At 65.7% G+C, this 19,161-nt stretch carries 20 protein-coding genes; 3 read left to right on the forward strand and 17 right to left on the reverse strand.

Annotated elements, in window-relative coordinates:
- Window positions 1-4: 4 nt before the first annotated feature.
- The 17 genes from nuoN to F1654_RS04210 form a co-directional block, all read right to left on the reverse strand.
- Window positions 5-1,447, reverse strand: a complete 1,443-nt coding sequence (gene nuoN / locus F1654_RS04130; RefSeq protein WP_150022209.1) for an NADH-quinone oxidoreductase subunit NuoN — start codon at window positions 1,445-1,447, stop codon at window positions 5-7.
- A gap of 2 nt (window positions 1,448-1,449) precedes the next feature.
- Entirely contained in the window at window positions 1,450-2,982 is a 1,533-nt protein-coding gene (locus F1654_RS04135) for an NADH-quinone oxidoreductase subunit M (RefSeq protein ID WP_150022210.1), read from the reverse strand.
- Between the two features lie 4 nt (window positions 2,983-2,986).
- Window positions 2,987-4,957 (reverse strand): NADH-quinone oxidoreductase subunit L, encoded by a 1,971-nt coding sequence (nuoL, locus tag F1654_RS04140; protein WP_150022211.1) that lies wholly within the window; start codon window positions 4,955-4,957, stop codon window positions 2,987-2,989.
- A gap of 8 nt (window positions 4,958-4,965) precedes the next feature.
- A complete protein-coding gene (gene nuoK, locus F1654_RS04145) occupies window positions 4,966-5,277 on the reverse strand; it encodes an NADH-quinone oxidoreductase subunit NuoK (protein ID WP_150022212.1) in 312 nt (103 codons plus the stop codon).
- Window positions 5,277-5,885, reverse strand: a complete 609-nt coding sequence (locus F1654_RS04150; protein WP_150022213.1) for an NADH-quinone oxidoreductase subunit J — start codon at window positions 5,883-5,885, stop codon at window positions 5,277-5,279. Before F1654_RS04150 ends, nuoK begins: the two co-directional genes overlap by 1 nt.
- Window positions 5,886-5,993: 108 nt before the next feature.
- Window positions 5,994-6,482 carry an NADH-quinone oxidoreductase subunit NuoI gene (nuoI, locus tag F1654_RS04155; protein WP_150022214.1) on the reverse strand — a complete coding sequence of 163 codons (489 nt, stop codon included), beginning with the start codon at window positions 6,480-6,482 and terminating at the stop codon, window positions 5,994-5,996.
- A gap of 7 nt (window positions 6,483-6,489) precedes the next feature.
- Entirely contained in the window at window positions 6,490-7,542 is a 1,053-nt protein-coding gene (gene nuoH, locus F1654_RS04160; protein WP_150022215.1) for an NADH-quinone oxidoreductase subunit NuoH, read from the reverse strand.
- 6 nt (window positions 7,543-7,548) lie between these two features.
- Window positions 7,549-9,669: an NADH-quinone oxidoreductase subunit NuoG gene (gene nuoG, locus F1654_RS04165; protein WP_150022216.1), complete on the reverse strand. Its 2,121-nt coding sequence runs from the start codon at window positions 9,667-9,669 to the stop codon at window positions 7,549-7,551.
- A gap of 5 nt (window positions 9,670-9,674) precedes the next feature.
- Window positions 9,675-9,869, reverse strand: coding sequence for a DUF2283 domain-containing protein (locus F1654_RS04170; RefSeq protein ID WP_150022217.1), 195 nt, complete (start codon window positions 9,867-9,869; stop codon window positions 9,675-9,677).
- Window positions 9,869-10,126 (reverse strand): DUF4258 domain-containing protein, encoded by a 258-nt coding sequence (locus tag F1654_RS14165; RefSeq protein ID WP_150022218.1) that lies wholly within the window; start codon window positions 10,124-10,126, stop codon window positions 9,869-9,871. Before F1654_RS14165 ends, F1654_RS04170 begins: the two co-directional genes overlap by 1 nt.
- A 3-nt stretch (window positions 10,127-10,129) precedes the next feature.
- A complete protein-coding gene (nuoF, locus tag F1654_RS04180) occupies window positions 10,130-11,431 on the reverse strand; it encodes an NADH-quinone oxidoreductase subunit NuoF (RefSeq protein WP_150022219.1) in 1,302 nt (433 codons plus the stop codon).
- A gap of 3 nt (window positions 11,432-11,434) precedes the next feature.
- A complete protein-coding gene (gene nuoE / locus F1654_RS04185; RefSeq protein WP_150022220.1) occupies window positions 11,435-12,247 on the reverse strand; it encodes an NADH-quinone oxidoreductase subunit NuoE in 813 nt (270 codons plus the stop codon).
- Window positions 12,244-12,627 (reverse strand): nuclear transport factor 2 family protein, encoded by a 384-nt coding sequence (locus F1654_RS04190; protein WP_150022221.1) that lies wholly within the window; start codon window positions 12,625-12,627, stop codon window positions 12,244-12,246. The genes nuoE and F1654_RS04190 overlap by 4 nt, the downstream gene beginning before the upstream one ends.
- Entirely contained in the window at window positions 12,627-13,817 is a 1,191-nt protein-coding gene (locus F1654_RS04195; protein ID WP_150022222.1) for an NADH-quinone oxidoreductase subunit D, read from the reverse strand. The genes F1654_RS04190 and F1654_RS04195 overlap by 1 nt, the downstream gene beginning before the upstream one ends.
- 5 nt (window positions 13,818-13,822) lie before the next feature.
- Window positions 13,823-14,437, reverse strand: coding sequence for an NADH-quinone oxidoreductase subunit C (locus tag F1654_RS04200; RefSeq protein ID WP_150022223.1), 615 nt, complete (start codon window positions 14,435-14,437; stop codon window positions 13,823-13,825).
- Between the two features lie 42 nt (window positions 14,438-14,479).
- Window positions 14,480-15,079 (reverse strand): NuoB/complex I 20 kDa subunit family protein, encoded by a 600-nt coding sequence (locus F1654_RS04205; protein WP_150022224.1) that lies wholly within the window; start codon window positions 15,077-15,079, stop codon window positions 14,480-14,482.
- On the reverse strand, window positions 15,049-15,414 hold the full coding sequence (locus tag F1654_RS04210) for an NADH-quinone oxidoreductase subunit A (protein ID WP_150022225.1): 366 nt from the start codon (window positions 15,412-15,414) through the stop codon (window positions 15,049-15,051). The genes F1654_RS04205 and F1654_RS04210 overlap by 31 nt, the downstream gene beginning before the upstream one ends.
- Window positions 15,415-15,717: 303 nt before the next feature.
- On the opposite strand from F1654_RS04210, the gene F1654_RS04215 reads away from it, so the two are divergent.
- From F1654_RS04215 to F1654_RS04225, 3 genes are read left to right on the forward strand one after another with little or no spacing between them, the layout of a single operon-like run.
- Entirely contained in the window at window positions 15,718-17,226 is a 1,509-nt protein-coding gene (locus tag F1654_RS04215) for an efflux RND transporter periplasmic adaptor subunit (protein WP_233205120.1), read from the forward strand.
- Window positions 17,226-17,909, forward strand: coding sequence for an ABC transporter ATP-binding protein (locus F1654_RS04220; protein WP_150022227.1), 684 nt, complete (start codon window positions 17,226-17,228; stop codon window positions 17,907-17,909). Before F1654_RS04215 ends, F1654_RS04220 begins: the two co-directional genes overlap by 1 nt.
- Entirely contained in the window at window positions 17,906-19,159 is a 1,254-nt protein-coding gene (locus tag F1654_RS04225) for an ABC transporter permease (protein ID WP_150022228.1), read from the forward strand. The genes F1654_RS04220 and F1654_RS04225 overlap by 4 nt, the downstream gene beginning before the upstream one ends.
- The last annotated feature ends 2 nt before the right edge of the window (window positions 19,160-19,161 follow it).

Consider the following 19,161-nt stretch of genomic DNA (forward strand, 5'->3'; position numbering starts at 1 on the left):
GGCGTCAGGCCGCGGCGTTGATGACCAGCGCCAGCATCACGCCGACCACCGGCACCAGGCCCACCGTGGCGAGCGCGGCGGCCCGGCTGATCAGCGCCACGCCGGCGGGCGCAGGCTCGAACCGGCCTTCGGGCTCGTCAAACCAGATCACCTTCACCACGCGCAGATAATAGGCGATGGACACCGCCGAGAAGACCAGGCCGATCACCATCAGCCACCACAGCCCGGCTTCGGCCGCGGCATAGAACACGAACAGCTTGCCAAAGAAGCCGACCAGGAAGGGCATGCCGCCGATGGAGAACATCAGGGCGGTCATGGACCAGCCAAGCGCCGGATGGGTCTTGGACAGGCCCTTGAGATCGTCAATGCGCTCCACCATGCCCTCAGCGCGGCGCATGGACAGGATCACCGCAAACGCGCCCAGCACGCCCACGATATAGAGCGTCATGTAGAACAGCACCGACCACAGGCCCAGCGCGGTGCCCGCCGCCAGGCCCACCAGCGCGTAGCCCATATTGCCAATGGAGGAATAGCCCATCAGGCGTTTGATATTGGACTGCATCAGCGCCCCGAACGCGCCCACGCCCATGGACAGAATCGCCAGCACCACAATGATCTGGCGCCATTCCTCGGTCATCGGCGCAAAGGGCTCGTAGACCACGCGCGCAATCAGCACCATGGCCGCCAGCTTGGGCGCGGTGGCGAAGAAGGCCGCCACCGGGGTCGGCGCGCCCTCGTACACGTCGGGCGTCCACATGTGGAAGGGCACAGCCGAAATCTTGAAGGCCAGGCCTGACAGCAGGAAGACCAGCCCGAACAGCAGCCCGATCTTGGCGCCGTCCTCGGAGGCCGCCGCCGCGATGGCGTCAAACCCGGTGGAGCCGGCAAAGCCGTAGATCAGCGAGGCGCCGTACAAAAGCAGGCCCGAGGACAGCGCGCCCAGCACGAAATATTTCAGACCCGCTTCCGAGGCGCGCAGCGAATCGCGGTTGAAGGCGGCCAGGATATAGAGCGCCAGCGATTGCAGCTCGATGCCCAGATAGAGCGTGATCAGGTCATTGGACGAGACCATGACCGACATGCCCGTCACCGCCAGCAGGGCCAGCACCGGGTATTCGAATTTCGCCAGCCGCTCGCTCTGGAGATAGTGGGACGCCAGCACCAGCGCGCCCGCCGCCGCCAGATAGATGGCGGTCTTGGCGTAGAGGCTGAAAGCATCCAGCTTGAACGCGCCATGGAAGGCCGTGCCGCCCTCGCCGCCCGCCATCCAGATCGTCACGCCCGCGCAGATCACCAGCAGCGCGGTGGACAGGCGCATGATCAGGCGCGCGGCGGCCTCTTCGCCCTTCCAGTAGACGCCCAGAAGCAGGAACGCCATCGCGCCCACGGCCAGGATCAGCTCCGGCGTGAGCAGGCGCAGATCGGTAAGCAGCGTCTCGACAGTCATGATCAGCCTTCGGACGGAGCCAGCTCCGGCGCTTCAATGGTGAGCGCGGACTGGTATTGCTGGATGAGCTGGCCGACCGACGCGCGTGTGACGTCAGTGACCGGCGTGGTGAAGAAGCCGAGCCAGATCACTCCGGCGCCCAGGACGCCCAGATTGATCCATTCGCGCAGATTGAGGTCCTGGGCGGATTCGAGCTTGGGATTGGTCAGCTCGCCGAACGTGACCTTCTTGTAGAGCGAGAGCATGTAGACCGCCGAGAAGATCACCCCCAGCGCCGCCCCGGCCGCCCAGATGGGCGCCACCAGGAAGGCCCCGGTCATGGTCATCAGCTCGCCCACAAAGCCTGACGTGCCCGGCAGGCCCACATTGGCCATGGCGAACAGGGCGAAGAAGGCGGCGAACACCGGCATCTTGTGCACCAGCCCGCCATAGAAGGCGATCTCGCGGGTATGGAAGCGGTCGTAGATCACGCCCACGATGAGGAAGAGCGCGCCCGAGATGAGGCCGTGGGAGATCATCTGGAAGATGGCGCCCTGCACCCCGACCTCGTTCATGGAGAAGATGCCCAGCGTCACAAAGCCCATATGGGCCACGGACGAATAGGCGATCAGCTTCTTGATATCGGTCTGCCGGAACGCCACCAGCGAGGTGTAGACGATGGCGATGATGGACAGCACGAACACCATGGGCGCGAAGAAGGCGCTGGCGTCCGGGAACATCGGGATGGAAAAGCGCAAGAATCCGTAGCCGCCGAGCTTCAGCAAGATGCCCGCCAGGATGACCGAGCCTGCGGTCGGCGCCTGCACGTGCGCATCCGGCAGCCAGGTATGCACCGGCCACATGGGCATTTTCACCGCGAAGCTGGCGAAGAAGGCCAGCCACAGCCAGGTCTGCAGATCGCGCGCAAACTCATGGGCCAGCAGGGTCTCGATATCGGTGGTCCCGGCCATGATGAACATCATGATCATCGCGCCGAGCATCAGCACCGAGCCCAGGAAGGTGTAGAGGAAGAATTTGAACGCCGCGTAGATGCGCTGGGCGCCGCCCCACACCCCGATGATCAGGAACATCGGGATCAGCGAGCCTTCGAAGAAGATGTAGAACAGCACCAGATCCAGCGCGCAGAACACCCCGGTGATCAGCGTCTGCAGGATCAGGAAGGCGGCCATGTAGTCGGCCACGCGCCGCTCGATCTTCCAGCTGGCCAGGATGCAGATCGGCATCAGGAAGGCGGTCAGCAGGACGAACAGCACGGACAATCCGTCCACGCCCATCTTGTAGTTGATGCCCATTTCCGCCAGCCACGGAATGGTCTCCACAAACTGGAAGCCGGGCTGGCTGGTGTCGAAATCGATCACCAGCAGGATAGACAGAACGAACACAAAGCTGGTGACGAACAGCGCCACACCGCGCGCATTGCGCTCAAGCAGGGCCTGGTCCTCGCCACGCATCAGGGCGCGCGCGATCAGGATCGCCACCGCGCCCAGGGCCGGCAGGAAGGTGATCGCAGAGAGAATGGGAAGCTGGTCAAGCATGGCCTTACACCCCCGCCCCGGCGATCAGCCACAGGCATAGCGCCAGCACCCCGATCAGCATCACGAAGGCGTAATGGTAGAGATATCCGCTCTGGGCGCGCGCGATGCGCCGGGCGCCGGCGAGCACGGTGGCGGCCACGCCATTGGGGCCGAGGCCGTCAATAATGCGCTGGTCGCCGCCTTTCCAGAACAGATCGCCCAGCCAGCGCGAGGAGCGCACGAACAGGACGTCGTAGATCTCGTCGAAATACCACTTGTTCAACAGGAAGGAGTGCAGCGGACCCCGGTTGGCGGCGATCTTGCCCGGCAGGTCGGGCTTCATCATGTAGAAATACACCGCCGTCAGGAAGCCGATCAGCGTGATGCCGACAGGCGCGATCATCACCCAGGCGGGCGGATGATGGCCCGTGGCGTCCGGCCCGTAATTGCCCTCGGCATAGGGTCCGGGCGGCAGCGAGCCGGCCCAGAACTCCAGCGCTTCGCGCTTGACGAATTCCGATGCGAACACGCCGCCAGCGAACACTGCGCCAATGGCCAGAAGGATGAGCGGAACCAGCATCACCCAGCCGCTCTCATGGGCGTGCTTGAGATGCTCGGGATCGCCCCGGTGCTGGCCGTGGAAGGTCATGAAGATCAGGCGCCAGGAATAGAAGGAGGTCAGGCCCGCGGCGAAAATCCCGATCCAGAAGGCCAGCAAGCCGAAGGGCACGCCCGCCATGCCGGCCATGAAGGCTTCCTCCAGGATCATGTCCTTGGAGAAGAAGCCGGCGAAGCCCAGCCCCACAAACGGAATGCCCACGCCGGTCAGCGCCAGCGTGCCGATGATCATCAGGATCCAGGTGGCCGGCATCAGCTTGTAGATGCCGCCCATCTTGCGCATGTCCTGCTCGTGATGGAGGCCGTGGATCACCGACCCGGCGCCCAGGAACAGCAGCGCCTTGAAGAAGGCGTGGGTGAACAGGTGGAACATGGCCGCCGAATAGAGCCCCAGGCCCGCGGCGAAGAACATGTAGCCCAGCTGCGAACAGGTCGAATAGGCGATCACCCGCTTGATGTCATTCTGCGCCAGGCCCACCGTGGCCGCGAAGATGGCGGTGGTCGCGCCGATCACCGTGATCAGGGCCGACGTGCCTTCGGCCAGCTCGTAGATCGGGAAGGCGCGGCAGACCAGGAACACGCCGGCGGTCACCATGGTGGCGGCGTGGATCAGGGCCGAGACCGGCGTCGGGCCTTCCATGGCGTCGGGCAGCCAGACATGCAGGAAGAACTGGGCCGACTTGCCCATGGCGCCGATGAACAACAGGAAGGCGATCAGCTCCAGCGCGGCGAACTGCATGCCGAAGATCGTCAGCACCGTGTCGGCGTGATCGCCGACCGCGCCGAACACCTCGTCGAATTTCAGCGTGCCGAACACCGCAAAGATCGCGGCCACGCCCAGCACCAGGCCGAAATCGCCCACCCGGTTGGTGACGAACGCCTTGATGGCCGCGTCATTGGCCGACTTCTTCTTGTACCAGAAGCCGATCAGCAGGTAGGAGGCCAGGCCCACGCCCTCCCAGCCGAAGAAGAGCTGGATGAAATTGTCCGCCGTCACCAGCGCCAGCATGGCGAAGGTGAATAGCGACAGATAGGCGAAGAAGCGCGCCCGGTGCGGGTCGTCGGACATGTAGCTCCACGAATAGACGTGGACCAGCGAGGACACCGAGGTGATCACCACCAGCATGACCGCCGAGAGCGTGTCGAGGCGGATCGCCCAGGAAATCTCGAAACTGCCGACCGCCATCCAGGTGGCCAGCTCATAGGTGCGCGCATTGCCGCCCAGGGCCACATCCACAAACAGCCAGGCCGAGCCCAGCGCGGCGGCGATGGCGCCCCCGGTGGTGACGGTCTGGGCGGCGCGGTCGCCGATCTGTTTCTGGAACAGGCCGGCGATGATGGCGGCGATCAGCGGGGCGAAGACGACGATATAGGCCATGGCGCGCGTCAGCCCTTCATCATGTTGGCGCCGTCAACCGCGATATCGCCGCGGTTACGGAAGAAGACCACGAGAATGGCCAGGCCCACCGCCGCTTCGGCGGCGGCGACGGTCAGGATCAGCATGGCGAAGACCTGGCCGGCCAGATCGCCCATATGGGAGGAGAAGGCCACCAGATTGACGTTGACCGCGAGCAGGATCAGCTCGATCGACATCAAAAGGATGATCACGTTCTTGCGGTTCGCGAAAATGCCGAACACCCCAATGGTGAACAGGATGGCGGCCAGCGCGAGATAATGACCCAGCGTAATCTCGAGCATCACCCGATCCCCTCGCCGCGTTTGACGTCGATGACTTCCACCGCCTCGCCGCGGCTGCGGTTGACCTGGCGGTGCATGTTCTGGCGCTTGACCCCGTCGCGGTGACGCAAGGTCAGGACGATAGCGCCGATCATGGCCACCAGAAGAATGAGGCCGGCCAGCTGGAAGAACAGCACATAGCGGTCATAGATCAGCGCGCCCAGGGCGGCGATATTGTGCGTGTCTTCGGGCATGGGCGCCTGGAGATGAACCGCCGCGCCATCGGCCCCGACCCAGGCGAAGCCCACCAGGGCGAGCTGGGCGGCGATGGCCAGCGCGATGAGCCCGCCCAGCGGCAGATAGCCCGCTGACCCGGCTTTCAGCGTGGCGAAATCGATGTCGAGCATCATCACCACGAACAGGAACAGCACCGCGACCGCGCCCACATAGACGATGACCAGGATCATCGCCAGGAACTCCGCGCCCAGAAGCACGAACAGCCCCGCCGCCGAGAAGAAGGTGAGGATCAGGAACAAGACGGCGCGCACGGGGTTGCGCGCGGCCACCACCATGAAGGCGGAGATCACGGCGCTGGCGGCCAGAATGTAGAACGCTGCGGCTTGCAGCATGGGTTCGCCCCCCTTGGCGGGCGGCAAGGCAGGACGCCTTGCCGGGTATGTCAGGCGGCGCCGGGCGGATTCGCCGGCCCCGGAATGGAGTTGCGCCGGGTAATAGCGCTAGCGGTAGCGTGCGTCGAGTTCGAGGTTCCGTGCGATCTCACGCTCCCACCGGTCACCGTTATCGAGAAGCTTGGCCTTGTCGTAATAGAGCTCCTCGCGGGTCTCGGTGGCGAATTCGAAGTTTGGTCCTTCCACGATGGCGTCCACCGGGCAGGCCTCGGCGCAGAATCCGCAATAGATGCATTTGACCATGTCGATGTCGTAGCGCGTGGTGCGCCGCGACCCGTCCTCGCGCGGTTCGGCCTCGATGGTGATGGCCTGGGCCGGACACACCGCCTCGCACAGCTTGCACGCGATGCAGCGCTCTTCCCCGTTGGGATAGCGGCGCAGGGCGTGCTGGCCGCGGAAGCGCGGGCTCAGGCGTCCCTTCTCGAAGGGATAGTTGATGGTCGGCTTCTTGCGGAAGAAGTAGCGCATGCCGAGCCCGAACGCGCCCCAGAAGTCCAGAAGGGCGGCGCCGCGCAGGGTTTGTGCAATCCGGCTCATGGGTTTCCTAGCCTGCGTTGGAGTAGACGACGAACCCGCCCATCACGGCCACGGCGGCGAGCGAGGTGGGCAGGAAGATCTTCCAGCCCAGCCGCATCAGCTGGTCGTAGCGGTAACGCGGGACGAGGGCCTTCACCATGGCGAACATGAAGAAGAAGAACACCACCTTGATCGCGAACCAGACGACCGGCGGGATCCAGGTGAAGGGCGCGATGTCGAACGGGGGATGCCAGCCGCCGAAGAACAACACCGTCATCAGCGCGCACATCAGCACGATGTTGAGATATTCCCCGATCATGAACAGCAGATACGGCGTGGAGGAGTATTCCACCTGATAGCCCGCCACCAGTTCCGATTCGGCCTCGGGCAGGTCGAAGGGCGGGCGGTTGGTCTCGGCCAGCGCCGAGATGAAGAAGATCACGAACATCGGAATGGTGATCAGGAAGGCCGGCCAGGGCAGCATGCCCGCCGAGAGCAGGTGCCAGTTCCAGAAGCCCCCGGCCTGGGCGTCCACCACGGCGGTGAGATTCATCGAGCCCACCATCAAGAGCACCGTGACCAGCACGAAACCGATGGAGACCTCGTAGGACACCATCTGTGCGGCCGAGCGCAGCGAGCCCAGGAACGGGTATTTCGAGTTCGACGCCCAGCCGCCGATGATGATGCCGTATACGCCCAGCGACGAGATCGCGAAGACGTAGAGAATGCCCACATTGATGTCGGATATGACCCAGCCCGGCGCCACCGGGATCACCGCCCAGGCGATGAAGGCGAAGATGAAGGTCAGGAGCGGCGCCAGCAAAAACAGCGGCCGGTCCGCGCCGGCCGGCACGATGATCTCTTTCAGCACGAATTTGATGAAGTCGGCGAAGGACTGCAGCAGGCCGAACGCGCCCACCGTGTTGGGGCCCTTGCGCATCTGCACCGCCGCCCAGACCTTGCGGTCCATCAGCAGCAGGAAGGCCAGCGACAAGAGCAGCACGATCACGAAAGCCAGGATCTGGCCGACCGCGGCGAGCGTGCCCCAGAGCGGGCCGTATTGCGTGACGAAATCGTACATCAGCCCCTACTCCGCCGCCTGCATCCGGGTGGCCGCTAGCGCCATGGCCGAGCACTCGGCCATGGTTTTCGATGCGCGCGCGACCGCATTGGTCATGTAGAAATTGGTCACCGGCGAGCGCAGCGGCGCGTCCGACACCTCGCCCGCCTCACCCAGCGTTGACGGATCAAAGTCCGCAACACCTTCAGCGCCCGGCGCATGGTCGATCTGGCCGAACACCGGGTTCTCTTCGATCAGGGCCGCGCGCAGCGCGTTGAGATCGTCATAGGGCAGCGTCTTGTTCAGGCGCGCCGACAGGGCGCGAAAGATTGCCCAGTCCTCTTTGGCCTCGCCCTTGGGGAAGACTGCGCGCAAGGCCAGCTGGGCGCGCCCTTCGGTGTTCACATACAGCCCGTTCTTCTCGGTATAGGCCGCAGACGGCAGGATCAGGTCTGCCCGCTGGGCGCCCGCATCGCCGTGATGGCCCACATAGATGACGAAGGCTTTGCCGAGGCGCTCCATGTCGATCTCGTCGGCGCCGAGCAGCACGACGGTGTCCACCTCGCCCTTGCCGGCGCCGTCCAGGATGGCGTGCGTATCGCGCCCGCCCTCGCCGGGGAGGAAACCAAGATCGAGCGCGCCGACGCGGCTGGCCGCCGTGTGCAGCACGTTGAAGCCGTTCCAGTTCGCGCTCACCGCGCCCACGACCTTGGCCAGCTCGCCAGCCGCGCGCAGCACCTGCGCCCCGTCAGGACGCGCCAGCGCGCCCATGCCCACAATGATCATCGGACGCTGGGCGTCTTTCAGGGTCTTGATGAAGCCCGAGCGCTTCTTGGGCAGACCGGCCAGCACGTCCGCGCCGGCGCCCAGATGCTCGTAAGGATAGGTCAGATCGCCCGCCTCGCCGATCACACCGATCTGGCAGTCGGAATTGAGCCAGCGCTGGCGGATGCGCGCATTGAGCACCGGCGCTTCCAGGCGCGGGTTGGCGCCCACGATCAGGATGGCGTCAGCCTGGTCGATCCCGGCGATGGTGGAGTTGAACAGGTATGACTGACGCGGCGAAGAGCCGTCGCGCGCGCCGATCCTGGCCCCGTCCTGACGGGCGTCGATGGAGGCCACGCCCAGCGCGTCGAACAGGTCTTTGGCCGCTTTCAGGCCCTCAACATCATTGAGGTCGCCCGCAATCGCACCGATGCGCGCGGCCTCGCCGGAGAGCTTCTTCGCGGCGATGTCCAGCGCCTCGTCCCAGCCGATGGGGGTCAGGCGGCCGTCCTTGCGCGCATAGGGGCGGTCCAGGCGCTGGCGGCCCAGCCCGTCCCACACAAAGCGGGTCTTGTCGGAGATCCACTCCTCGTTCACCTCGTCATGGATGCGCGGCATGATGCGCAGCACCGCGCCCGAACGGCTGTCGACGCGGATATTGGCGCCCTGGGCGTCCATCACGTCGATGGTCTCGGTCTTGTTCAGCTCCCAAGGCCGCGCATTGAAGGCGTAGGGCCGCGAGGTGAGCGCGCCCACCGGGCACAGATCGATGACATTGCCCGACAGTTCCGAGGTCATGGACTGTTCGAGATAAGTGGTGATCTCCATGTCCTCGCCGCGCCCGATAGCGCCCAGCTCGGGCACCCCGGCAACTTCAGTGGCGAAGCGCACACAGCGCGTGCACTGGATGCAGCGGGTCATGATCGTCTTGATCAGCGGGCCCATGTATTTTTCTTCGACCGCGCGCTTGTTCTCGGCATAGCGCGAGCCCGCGCGGCCATACATCAGCGACTGGTCCTGCAGGTCGCACTCGCCGCCCTGGTCGCAGATCGGACAGTCCAGCGGGTGATTGATGAGCAGGAACTCCATCACCCCCTCGCGCGCCTTCTTCACCAAGGGAGAGAGCGTGCGCATGGCCGGCGGCTCGCCATTGGGCCCGCCGCGCATGTCGCGCACCAGGAAGGCGCACGAGGCCACCGGCTTGGGCGCGCCCACCAGTTCGACCAGGCACATGCGGCAATTGCCCGCCACCGACAGGCGCTCGTGATAGCAGAAGCGCGGAATCTCGCGCCCCGCCGCCTCGGCGGCCTGCAGCAGGTTATAGTCCTGCGGAACGGTGACCTCGTCGCCGTCAATGATGATGGTGCGCGTATTCTCGGTCATGGCCCCTACTCCGCCGCCTGCGGATGAATGACGGACTCCGGCAGGCGCTGCGAGGCGTGCAGCACCTCGATGCCGACAATCCGGTTGTCTGCATCCAGATCGATCACGATGTCCGCGGCCACCTCGTCGCTTTCCACGACCTTGGCGTCCGTCAGGCGCAGATAGGCGGCGTCCGCCTCTTTGTCATAGCGCCAGTCCATCACTCGCTCCTGCCTCGGCGTGCTCCACGATCGAAGAACGCCGTCACGATTGCGTGCTCCCCGGATTCGCGCCGGGCGACCACTCTCAGGACCCGCCCGTCAGGGACGGGCATCGCCTTGTAATATCTTACCAGAACCGGGTCTTCCGGGTCTGGCGTCGTCCAGTCGGGATCAGTCAAGGCAGCCTTGATCTGGTCCGTTGATATGCCTCTCGCCCCGATCCTCTCAGCGGCATGCGCTGTCAACCGAAGCTTCACGCCCTACTCCGCCGCCACCGGAACAAACACCGGCTTGCCGGCGCGGTAATTGCTGATGCGGTCCTCGATCTCGTGGCGGAAGTGGCGGATCAGGCCCTGAACCGGCCAGGCCGCCGCATCGCCCAGCGCGCAGATGGTGTGGCCTTCCACCTGACCGGCCACGTCCAGCAGGTCATCGATCTCGCTGGTTTCCGCCTCGCCGCGCGCCATGCGCTCGAGCACGCGCCACATCCAGCCCGTGCCTTCGCGGCAGGGCGTGCACTGGCCGCAGCTCTCGTGCTTGTAGAAATAGCTGATGCGCGCGATGGCCTTCACGATGTCGGTGGAGTTGTCCATGACGATCACCGCCGCGGTCCCCAGGCCTGATTTCACATCGCGCAGGGCGTCGAAATCCATCAGCACGTCGTCGCAGATTTCCTTGGGGATCAGCGGCACGGACGAGCCGCCCGGGATCACGGCCTTGAGATTGTCCCAGCCCCCGCGCACGCCGCCGGCATATTGCTCCAAGAGGGTTTTCAGCGGGATGGACATGGCCTCCTCCACATTGCACGGCGCATTCACATGGCCGGAGATGGAGTAGACCTTGGTGCCGGTATTGCCCTCGCGGCCAAAGCCCGCAAACCAGTCCGCGCCCCGGCGCAGAATGGTGGGAACCACCGCGATGGATTCCACATTATTGACCGTGGTCGGGCAGCCATAGAGGCCGGCGCCCGCCGGGAAGGGAGGCTTCAGGCGCGGCTGGCCCTTCTTGCCCTCCAGGCTTTCGAGCAGCGCGGTCTCTTCGCCGCAGATATAGGCCCCCGCGCCGTGATGGACGTAGAGGTCGAAATCCCAGCCGTGGATATTGTCCTTGCCGATGAGTTTGGCCTTGTAGGCCTCGGCGATGGCGGCTTCCAGGCGCTCGCGCTCCAGCACGTATTCGCCGCGGATATAGATGTAGCAGGCATGGGCCTGCATCGCGAAGGACGCGATCAGACAGCCCTCGATGAGATGATGGGGGTCGTGGCGCATCATCTCGCGGTCCTTGCACGTGCCCGGCTCGGACTCGTCGGCATTGACCACCAGATAATGCGGGCGCACGCCCACTTCCTTGGGCATGAACGACCATTTCAGGCCCGTGGGGAAGCCCGCCCCGCCACGCCCGCGCAGGCCCGATTTCTTGACCTGGTCGATGATCCAGTCGCGGCCCTCTTCGAGCATCTCCTTCGTGCCGTTCCAGCAGCCGCGCTGACGCGCGCCCTCCAGGCGCCAGTCATGGCGGCCATAGAGATTGGTGAAGATGCGGTCCTTGTCCTGAAGAAGCATGATTTAGTCGTCCTTCTTCTTCACAGCGGGCTTCTTCGCAGCGGGCTTTTTGGCGGCCGGTGTCTTCGCCGCCGGCTTGGCCTTGGCGGCCGGCTTGGCGTCAGCAGCCTTCGGGCGCGCCTTGCTCGCCGGCTTGGCTTTGCTGGCGGGCCTGGCGCTGTGCGGCAGCGGAGCCGCCTTGGCCGCCGAGCCGTCAAACAGGGCCGCGTCCTCCAGCACCGGAACCTTCGCCTTCACCGGCTCGGAGGCGTGGCGCCGGGTCACCGGGCCATGCTCCACCGTTTTGCCCGCCGCCAGATCGTCGAGCATGGCCTCGAGCGCCTCGGGCGTCAGGTCTTCGTAGTAGAAATCGCCGTCCTGGTTGGAGATCTGCACCATGGGCGCGTTGGAGCACGCCCCCAGGCACTCCACCTCTTCCCAGGAGAACTTGCCGTCGGCGGAGATATTGCCCCGGCCCTTCTTGCCGATGCGCTTTTCACACACAGCCTTGAGGCCGTCCGCGCCGCGCAGCCAGCACGGGGTGGTGCCGCACACCTGGATCAGGTGCTCGCCCACCGGCTCCAGATTGAACATGGTGTAGAAGGTCGCGACCTCGTAGACGCGGATATAGGGCATGGCGCAGCGCGCCGCGATCTCGCGCATGGCGGGTTCGGACACCCAGCCGTCCTGCTTCTGGGCGATCCACAACAGCGGGATCACCGCCGAGGCTTTGCGCTCTTCGGGGTATTTGTTCATCCAGAACGCGACTTTGGCTTCGCTGTCCTTCGAAAAGGCGAAGCTGTCGGGCTGGGTTTTGGCCAGGCGGCGCACGCTCATCGGGGCGACCCTTCCTTGATGAAGTCCACGCGCGCGATCAGGCCATCGCGCACGGTGTAGATGACGACAAGATCAATCGGCGCGCATCGGCCCGGCCCGTCCAGCCAGACGCGCTCATGGTCTATGACGCGCTCGCCGACAACCGCGCGGTGCACGGCGATGGCGTGCAGGCCCTCACTCTTGAACCGCTCCACAAAGCGGGCGCGGAACGCCTCGCGGCCCGTCAGCGCCAGCACGCCGGGGAAGTCATAGACCTCCACATCCGGCGCAAAGCAGGCCGCAAACGCGTCCAGATCGCGCGCGTTGTAGGCGGCCAGCTGACGCTCGGCCAGCATGGCGGGGCTCTGCGCAGCCTCGGCGATGGCGTGGGCGGCAAGCATTAGCGGTCGATCTCCCCGAACACGATGTCCAGCGAGCCCAGAATGGCCGACACGTCGGCCAGCATATGGCCCTTGTTGAGGTGATCCATGGCGGCCAGGTGCGGGAAGCCGGGGGCGCGGATCTTGACGCGGTAGGGCTTGTTTGTGCCGTCGGCGATCAGATAGACGCCGAACTCGCCCTTGGGCGCCTCCACGGCTGCGTAGGCCTGGCCCGCAGGCACGTGCACACCCTCGGTATAGAGCTTGAAGTGGTGGATCAGCGCTTCCATGGAGCGCTTCATCTCGGCGCGCCGGGGCGGCGCGAACTTGGTGTCGGTGGGCAGCACCTCGCCCTGGTTCTCCGCGCGCGAGAGCCACTCGCAGCACTGGCGCATGATTTTCACCGACTCATACATCTCTTCCACGCGGCACAGATAGCGGTCGTAATTATCGCCGTTCTTGCCCACCGGAATTTTGAAGTCGAGCTCGTCATAGACCTCGTAGGGCTGGGCTCGGCGCAGGTCCCAGGCCATGCCGGACCCGCGCACCATCACGCCCGAAAAGCCCCAGGCCAGCGCGTCCTCGCGCGTGACCACGCCGATATCCACATTGCGCGCCTTGAAGATGCGGTTGTCGGTCAGCAGGGTCTCGATATCGGCCAGCGCCTGGGGAAAGGCCTCGCACCAGGTGAAGATGTCGTCGATCAGTTCCTGGGGCAGGTCCTGATGGACGCCGCCGGGGCGGAAATAATGGGCGTGCAGGCGCGCGCCGGACGCGCGCTCGTAAAAGCCCATCAGCTTTTCGCGCTCTTCAAAACCCCATAGCGGCGGGGTCAGCGCGCCCACGTCCAGCGCCTGTGTGGTGATGTTCAGCAGGTGATTGAGGATGCGCCCGATCTCGCAATACAGAACGCGTACATAGGAGCCGCGCTTGGGCACCGGAATGTCCGCCAGCCGCTCGGCGGCCAGACAGAAGGCATGCTCCTGGTTCATCGGGGCGACATAGTCGAGCCGGTCGAAATAGCCGATGCCCTGCAGATAGGTCTTGTGCTCCAGCAGCTTCTCGGTGCCCCGGTGCAACAGGCCGATATGCGGGTCGACGCGCTCGACCACCTCGCCGTCCAGCTCCAGCACCATGCGCAGCACGCCGTGGGCGGCCGGGTGCACGGGCCCGAAATTGATGGTGAAATTGCGGATATCGGTTTCGGCCATGATCCTTACGCCTTGCCTTCCGCCTTCTCGTCGCCGGGCAGCACGTATTTCGCGCCTTCCCAGGGAGAGAGGAAATCGAAATCGCGGTATTCCTGAACCAGCGAGACCGGTTCATAGACCACCCGCTTCTGCGCCTCGTCATAGACCATCTGGGTGAAGCCGGTGAGCGGGAAGTCCTTGCGCAGCGGGTGACCGTGGAAGCCGTAATCGGTCAGGATGCGGCGCAGATCGGGATGGTTGTCGAACAATATGCCGTACATGTCGAACGCCTCGCGCTCGAACCAGTTGGCGGCGGGGTAGAGTGAGACAATGGACTCCACCGGGGTGTCCTCGTCAGTGGCCAGGATCACCCGCACCCGGTGGTTATGGTGCATGGACAGAAGGTGATAGACCACGTCGAACCGGTCGGAGCGCTGGGGCCAGTCCACGCCGCAAATGTCCACCAGCGTGGTGAAGCGGCAGGCCGGATCATCGCGCAGGAAGCCCATCACCTTGACCACCCGGTCGCGGTGGATGGTCACGGTCAGCTCGCCATGGGCGATCTCCCAGCCGCGCACATGCTCGTCGAGCGCAGACTCGATGTGCCCGGCCAGTTCTTTCAGCGTGTCGGTCTTGCTCACCGGACCCTCGTCGAACCAGGGCCGCAGGGATGATCGCAGCGCCTAGCGCTCGATCGAGCCCTCGCGGCGGATTTTCTTCTGCAGCTGAAGGATGCCGTAGACCAGCGCTTCGGCGGTCGGCGGGCAACCGGGTACATAGATGTCCACCGGAACGATCCGGTCGCATCCGCGCACCACGGAATATGAATAATGGTAATACCCGCCGCCATTGGCGCACGAGCCCATGGAGATGACATAGCGCGGCTCGGGCATCTGGTCGTAGACCTTGCGCAGGGCCGGGGCCATCTTGTTGGTCAGGGTGCCCGCCACGATCATCACGTCGGACTGGCGCGGGCTCCCGCGCGGCGCCGCGCCCAGGCGCTCGATATCGTAGCGCGGCATGGACGCCTGCATCATCTCCACCGCGCAGCACGCCAGCCCGAACGTCATCCACATCAGCGAACCGGTGCGCGCCCAGGTGATGAGGTCATCGGCGGCGGCCACGATAAAGCCCTTGTCGGCCAGCTGGTCGCTGACGCCGTCAAAGAACGGGTCGTGCTTCTTGGGGTCATAGCCGGGAGTGGCGGCGCGCGCGCCGGCTCCGGCCGGGACGAGTTGGTCAGCCATCGCCCTTACTCCCAGTCCAGGGCGCCCTTGCGCCATTCATAGAGGAACCCGACCGTCAGAACGATCAGGAACACGATCATGGACCAGAAGGCGAAGATATTGCCCTCGAACACCGGGAAGATCCACGGGAACAGGAAGGCGACCTCCAAGTCGAAGATGATGAACAGGATCGCGACCAGATAGAATCGCACGTCAAACTTCATGCGCGCGTCATCGAACGCATTGAAGCCGCATTCGTATGTGGACACTTTCTCCGGGTCGGGATCGGACGGCGCCAGGACAAAGGCCGCCAGCACGAACGCCAGGCCCAGCCCGGCGGCGATGCCCAGAAAGATCACAATCGGCAGGTATTCCAAGAGCAGCGCGTCCATCCGCGTCGCATCCTTCGCAGCGAAATTTTGTCCCTGAGCCCGGCCCGGCGGCCCTGCGCCGAAGCGCATCCCCGGCCCGGTCTCGGTCGCGGCGGAAGCTAGTGTGCTGCGACAAGGGCCGCAAGACGAAAGCGCCGCGCCCAGGCCCTTCCAATGCGGCTGGAGGCGGGTTTATTTGCAAATGCCTCGCAACAGCAGGATTTTTCCTCACAGTCATTTCACTTCGGCGACGGAAATCACCATGTTATCGCGTCTAACGGGTACGGGGTCCGGTTGACGCCCGATCAGTTCTGGAGAGGGCGTGTGACACGCAAGATTCTGGCAGCCGTCATCATTGCGGCGCTGGCCACAGGCGCAGTGTGGTATTTTGTCTTCCGCGACGCAGGTCCTGGCGCTGACGGGCTGACGGTGGACACCGCCGCCCTGGAGCGCCGTGATCTGTCGCGCGTGGTCGCCTCGTCCGGGCGAATCGCGCCGCTGGTGACCGTGGAGGTCGGCTCCCAGCTGTCCGGCCAGATTCTCGATCTCGACGTGGATTTCAATGACCGCGTCAGCGCCGGCCAGCGCCTCGCCCGGCTGGACCCCCAGACCTTCGAGACCCGCGTGCGCGAAGCCGAGGCCAGCCTGGAAGTCGCCCGGGCCCAGGTCAGCGTGTCGGAAGCCAATGTCCAGCGCGCCCGTTCCGAGCTGAGCGCAGCCCAGCGCGCCTATGAGCGCGCGGTCTCCCTGCGCGAACGCGGCACGTTCTCCGAAGCCCAGTTCGACAGCGCCGAGACCGCCTTTGAAGGCGCGCGCGCGGGCCTGTCGGTTTCGCAGGCCAATCTGCGCAATGCGCGCGCCACCCTGGCCCAGCGCGAGGCGAGCCTGGAAAGCGCGCGGGTGGATCTGGAGCGCACCTTCATCCGCTCGCCCATTGAAGGGGTGGTGATCGACCGCCGCATTGATGTGGGCCAGACGGTGGCCGCCAGCCTCAACGCCCCCATCCTGTTTCTCATCGCCCAGGACCTGTCGCGGATTCAGATCGAGGCCCAGGTGGACGAGGCCGATATCGGCGACATCTCCACCGGCCAGACGGTGACGTTTGACGTGGACGCCTTTCCCGGCGTGAGCTTCGAAGGCGTGGTGACCCAGGTGCGCCTGGCCGCCATCACAGAGCAGAACGTGGTCACCTATACCGTGGTGATCCAGGCCGATAATCCGCGCCAGCGCCTGCTGCCAGGCATGACGGCGAACGTCACCGTAGTCACCGGCTCGGTGGACGGTGCGCTGTCGGCGCCCAATCTGGCCTTGCGTTTCACCCCGCGCGGCGCCGCCGAGGCGCTGGTGGCCGATACCGGCGCCCAGCCGTCCCAGCGCGGCGGCGGCCGCGGCGGGCGGGGTGCAGGCCCTGGCGGCGGACAGATGATGGACCAGCTGGCCGAAGACCTGGACCTGACCAGCGCCCAGCGCCGCGATGTGGAGCGCGCCATGCAGGAGGTGTTCTCGCGCCTGCGCGCCCAGGCCCAGGCCGGCGGGGGCGGGGGCGGCGGCGGTGGCGGTGGCGGACCGGCCGCCTTCCAGGCGCAGATGCGCTCGGCGCTGGCCCAGGTGCTCTCCAGCGAGCAGATGGCGCGCTATGACGCGCTGATGGCCGAACGCGCCAGCCAGCGCCAGGACGTGCGCCGCGGCACGATTTGGGTCCAGACCGCAGACGGCCGCATCGAGGCCCGCCAGGTCGGCCTCGGCCTGTCGGACGGTCAGTTCACCCAGATCCTGGGCCCCGGCCTCAATGAGGGCGAGCGGGTCGTTGTGCGCGTGCGTGAGGCGGGCTGATGGATGCGCCCCTGATCCGCGCGCGCGGCGTCAGCCGCGTCTACAGGCTGGGCGGCGGCGATGTGCACGCCCTGCGCGGGGTCGATCTCGATATCGGCCGGGGCGAGTATTGCGCCATCATGGGCGCGTCGGGATCGGGCAAATCCACCTTCATGAACCTTCTGGGCGCGCTGGACCGGCCCACCTCCGGCGAGCTGGTGATTGATGGCGAGGTCTTGCAGGGCAAGCGTCCGGACGAGCTGGCGCGCTTCCGCAACCGCTCGGTCGGGTTCGTGTTCCAGCAATTCAATCTTCTGCCGCGCACCACCGCGCTCGATAATGTCGCCCTGCCCCTGCTCTATCGCGGCTGGAGCCTGAAGAAGCGCCGCGAACGCGCCGAGGCGTGCCTGCGCATGGTCGGGCTGGGCGAGCGCATGGATCACCACCCTTCCCAGCTGTCCGGCGGTCAGCAGCAGCGCGTGGCGATCGCCCGCGCCCTGTCAGGCGAGCCGTCCATCCTGCTCGCCGACGAGCCCACCGGCGCGCTCGACAGCCAGACCTCTGAAGACGTGATGGATATTTTCGACCGGCTGAATTCGGACGGGATCACGCTGATCATCGTCACCCATGAGGCGGATGTGGGCGCGCGCGCGCGCCGGCGCATCACCTTCCGCGACGGGCTGATCGTGGAGGACGCGTCATGAACCTGATGGCCGCCATCGCCGTGGCGCTGACCGCGCTGCGGGTCAACGCCCTGCGCTCCTTCCTGGCCATTCTGGGCGTGATCTTTGGCGTCGCCGCCGTGATCACCACCGTGTCCCTGGCCCAGGGCGCGCGTGATGCCGTGGAATCGCGCATTGCTTCGCTGGGCGCCAGCACGCTCAACATCACCGCCGGATCTCGCGCGCGCGGCGGGCGCCAGGGCGGAGCGGGCAGCGGCACGCCCTTTTCGGACGCCGATGTGACGGCGCTTCGCACCGAGCTGGATTTCATCGCGGCGGCGTCAGGCCTGGTGCAGAGCAATGTGACGGCGGTTGTGGACGGCGCCAACTGGCCCACCCAGATCATCGGCTCCAACGCTGAATACATGGATGTGCGCGACTGGACCCTGGCCGACGGGCGCATGTTCACCGAGGCTGAAACCCAGCGCAGCGCGCGCGTGGCCGTCATCGGCCAGACCACCGCGCGCGAGCTGTTCCCCGGCGGCGGCGCGGTAGGCGCCAGCGTGCGCGTCAATTCCCAGCCCTTCGAGATCATCGGCGTGCTGGGCGATCTGGGCGCGGGCGCGTTCGGCCAGGACCAGAATGACGTCCTGCTCGCGCCTGTGACCACCGTGCGCTCGCGCGTCACCGGCTTCTCGCGCGCCGGCGTGCGCGACCCGGTCCAGCAGGTCTGGGTGAAGATCGCGCCCGGCTTCAATATGGAGCTGGCCACGATCGAGCTGGAGGATTATCTGCGCGTGCGCCGCAATGTGCCGCCGGGCGGGCAGGACAATTTCGCCATCCGCAATTTCGCCGACCTGATCCGCGCCTTCAACGAGACTCAGCGCGTGCTGGGTCTGCTGCTGGCCTCGGCGGGCCTGATCACGCTCCTGGTGGGCGGGATCGGGATCATGAACGTGATGCTGGTCTCGGTCACCGAGCGCACGCGCGAGATCGGCTTGCGCCTGGCCGTGGGCGCGCGCCGGCGCGATATCCGCAACCAGTTCCTGATCGAATCGGTGGTGCTGTGTTCAGCCGGCGGCGTGATCGGGCTGGGCGCTGGCGTGGCGGTTGCGCGCGGGATTGAAGCCTTCGGCCCGGCCATGGGCCTGACCGGGCTTGCGGTGTCGGTGGACCCGTCAGTGGCGCTGGTGGCTATTGGCGCGGCGGCGACAGTGGGCGTGCTGTTCGGCTTCTATCCGGCGATGCGCGCCAGCCGCCTCGACCCGATCGAGGCGCTGCGTCACGAATAGCC

The organism is Alkalicaulis satelles, assembly GCF_008630495.1.
GTDB lineage: Bacteria > Pseudomonadota > Alphaproteobacteria > Caulobacterales > Maricaulaceae > Oceanicaulis > Oceanicaulis satelles.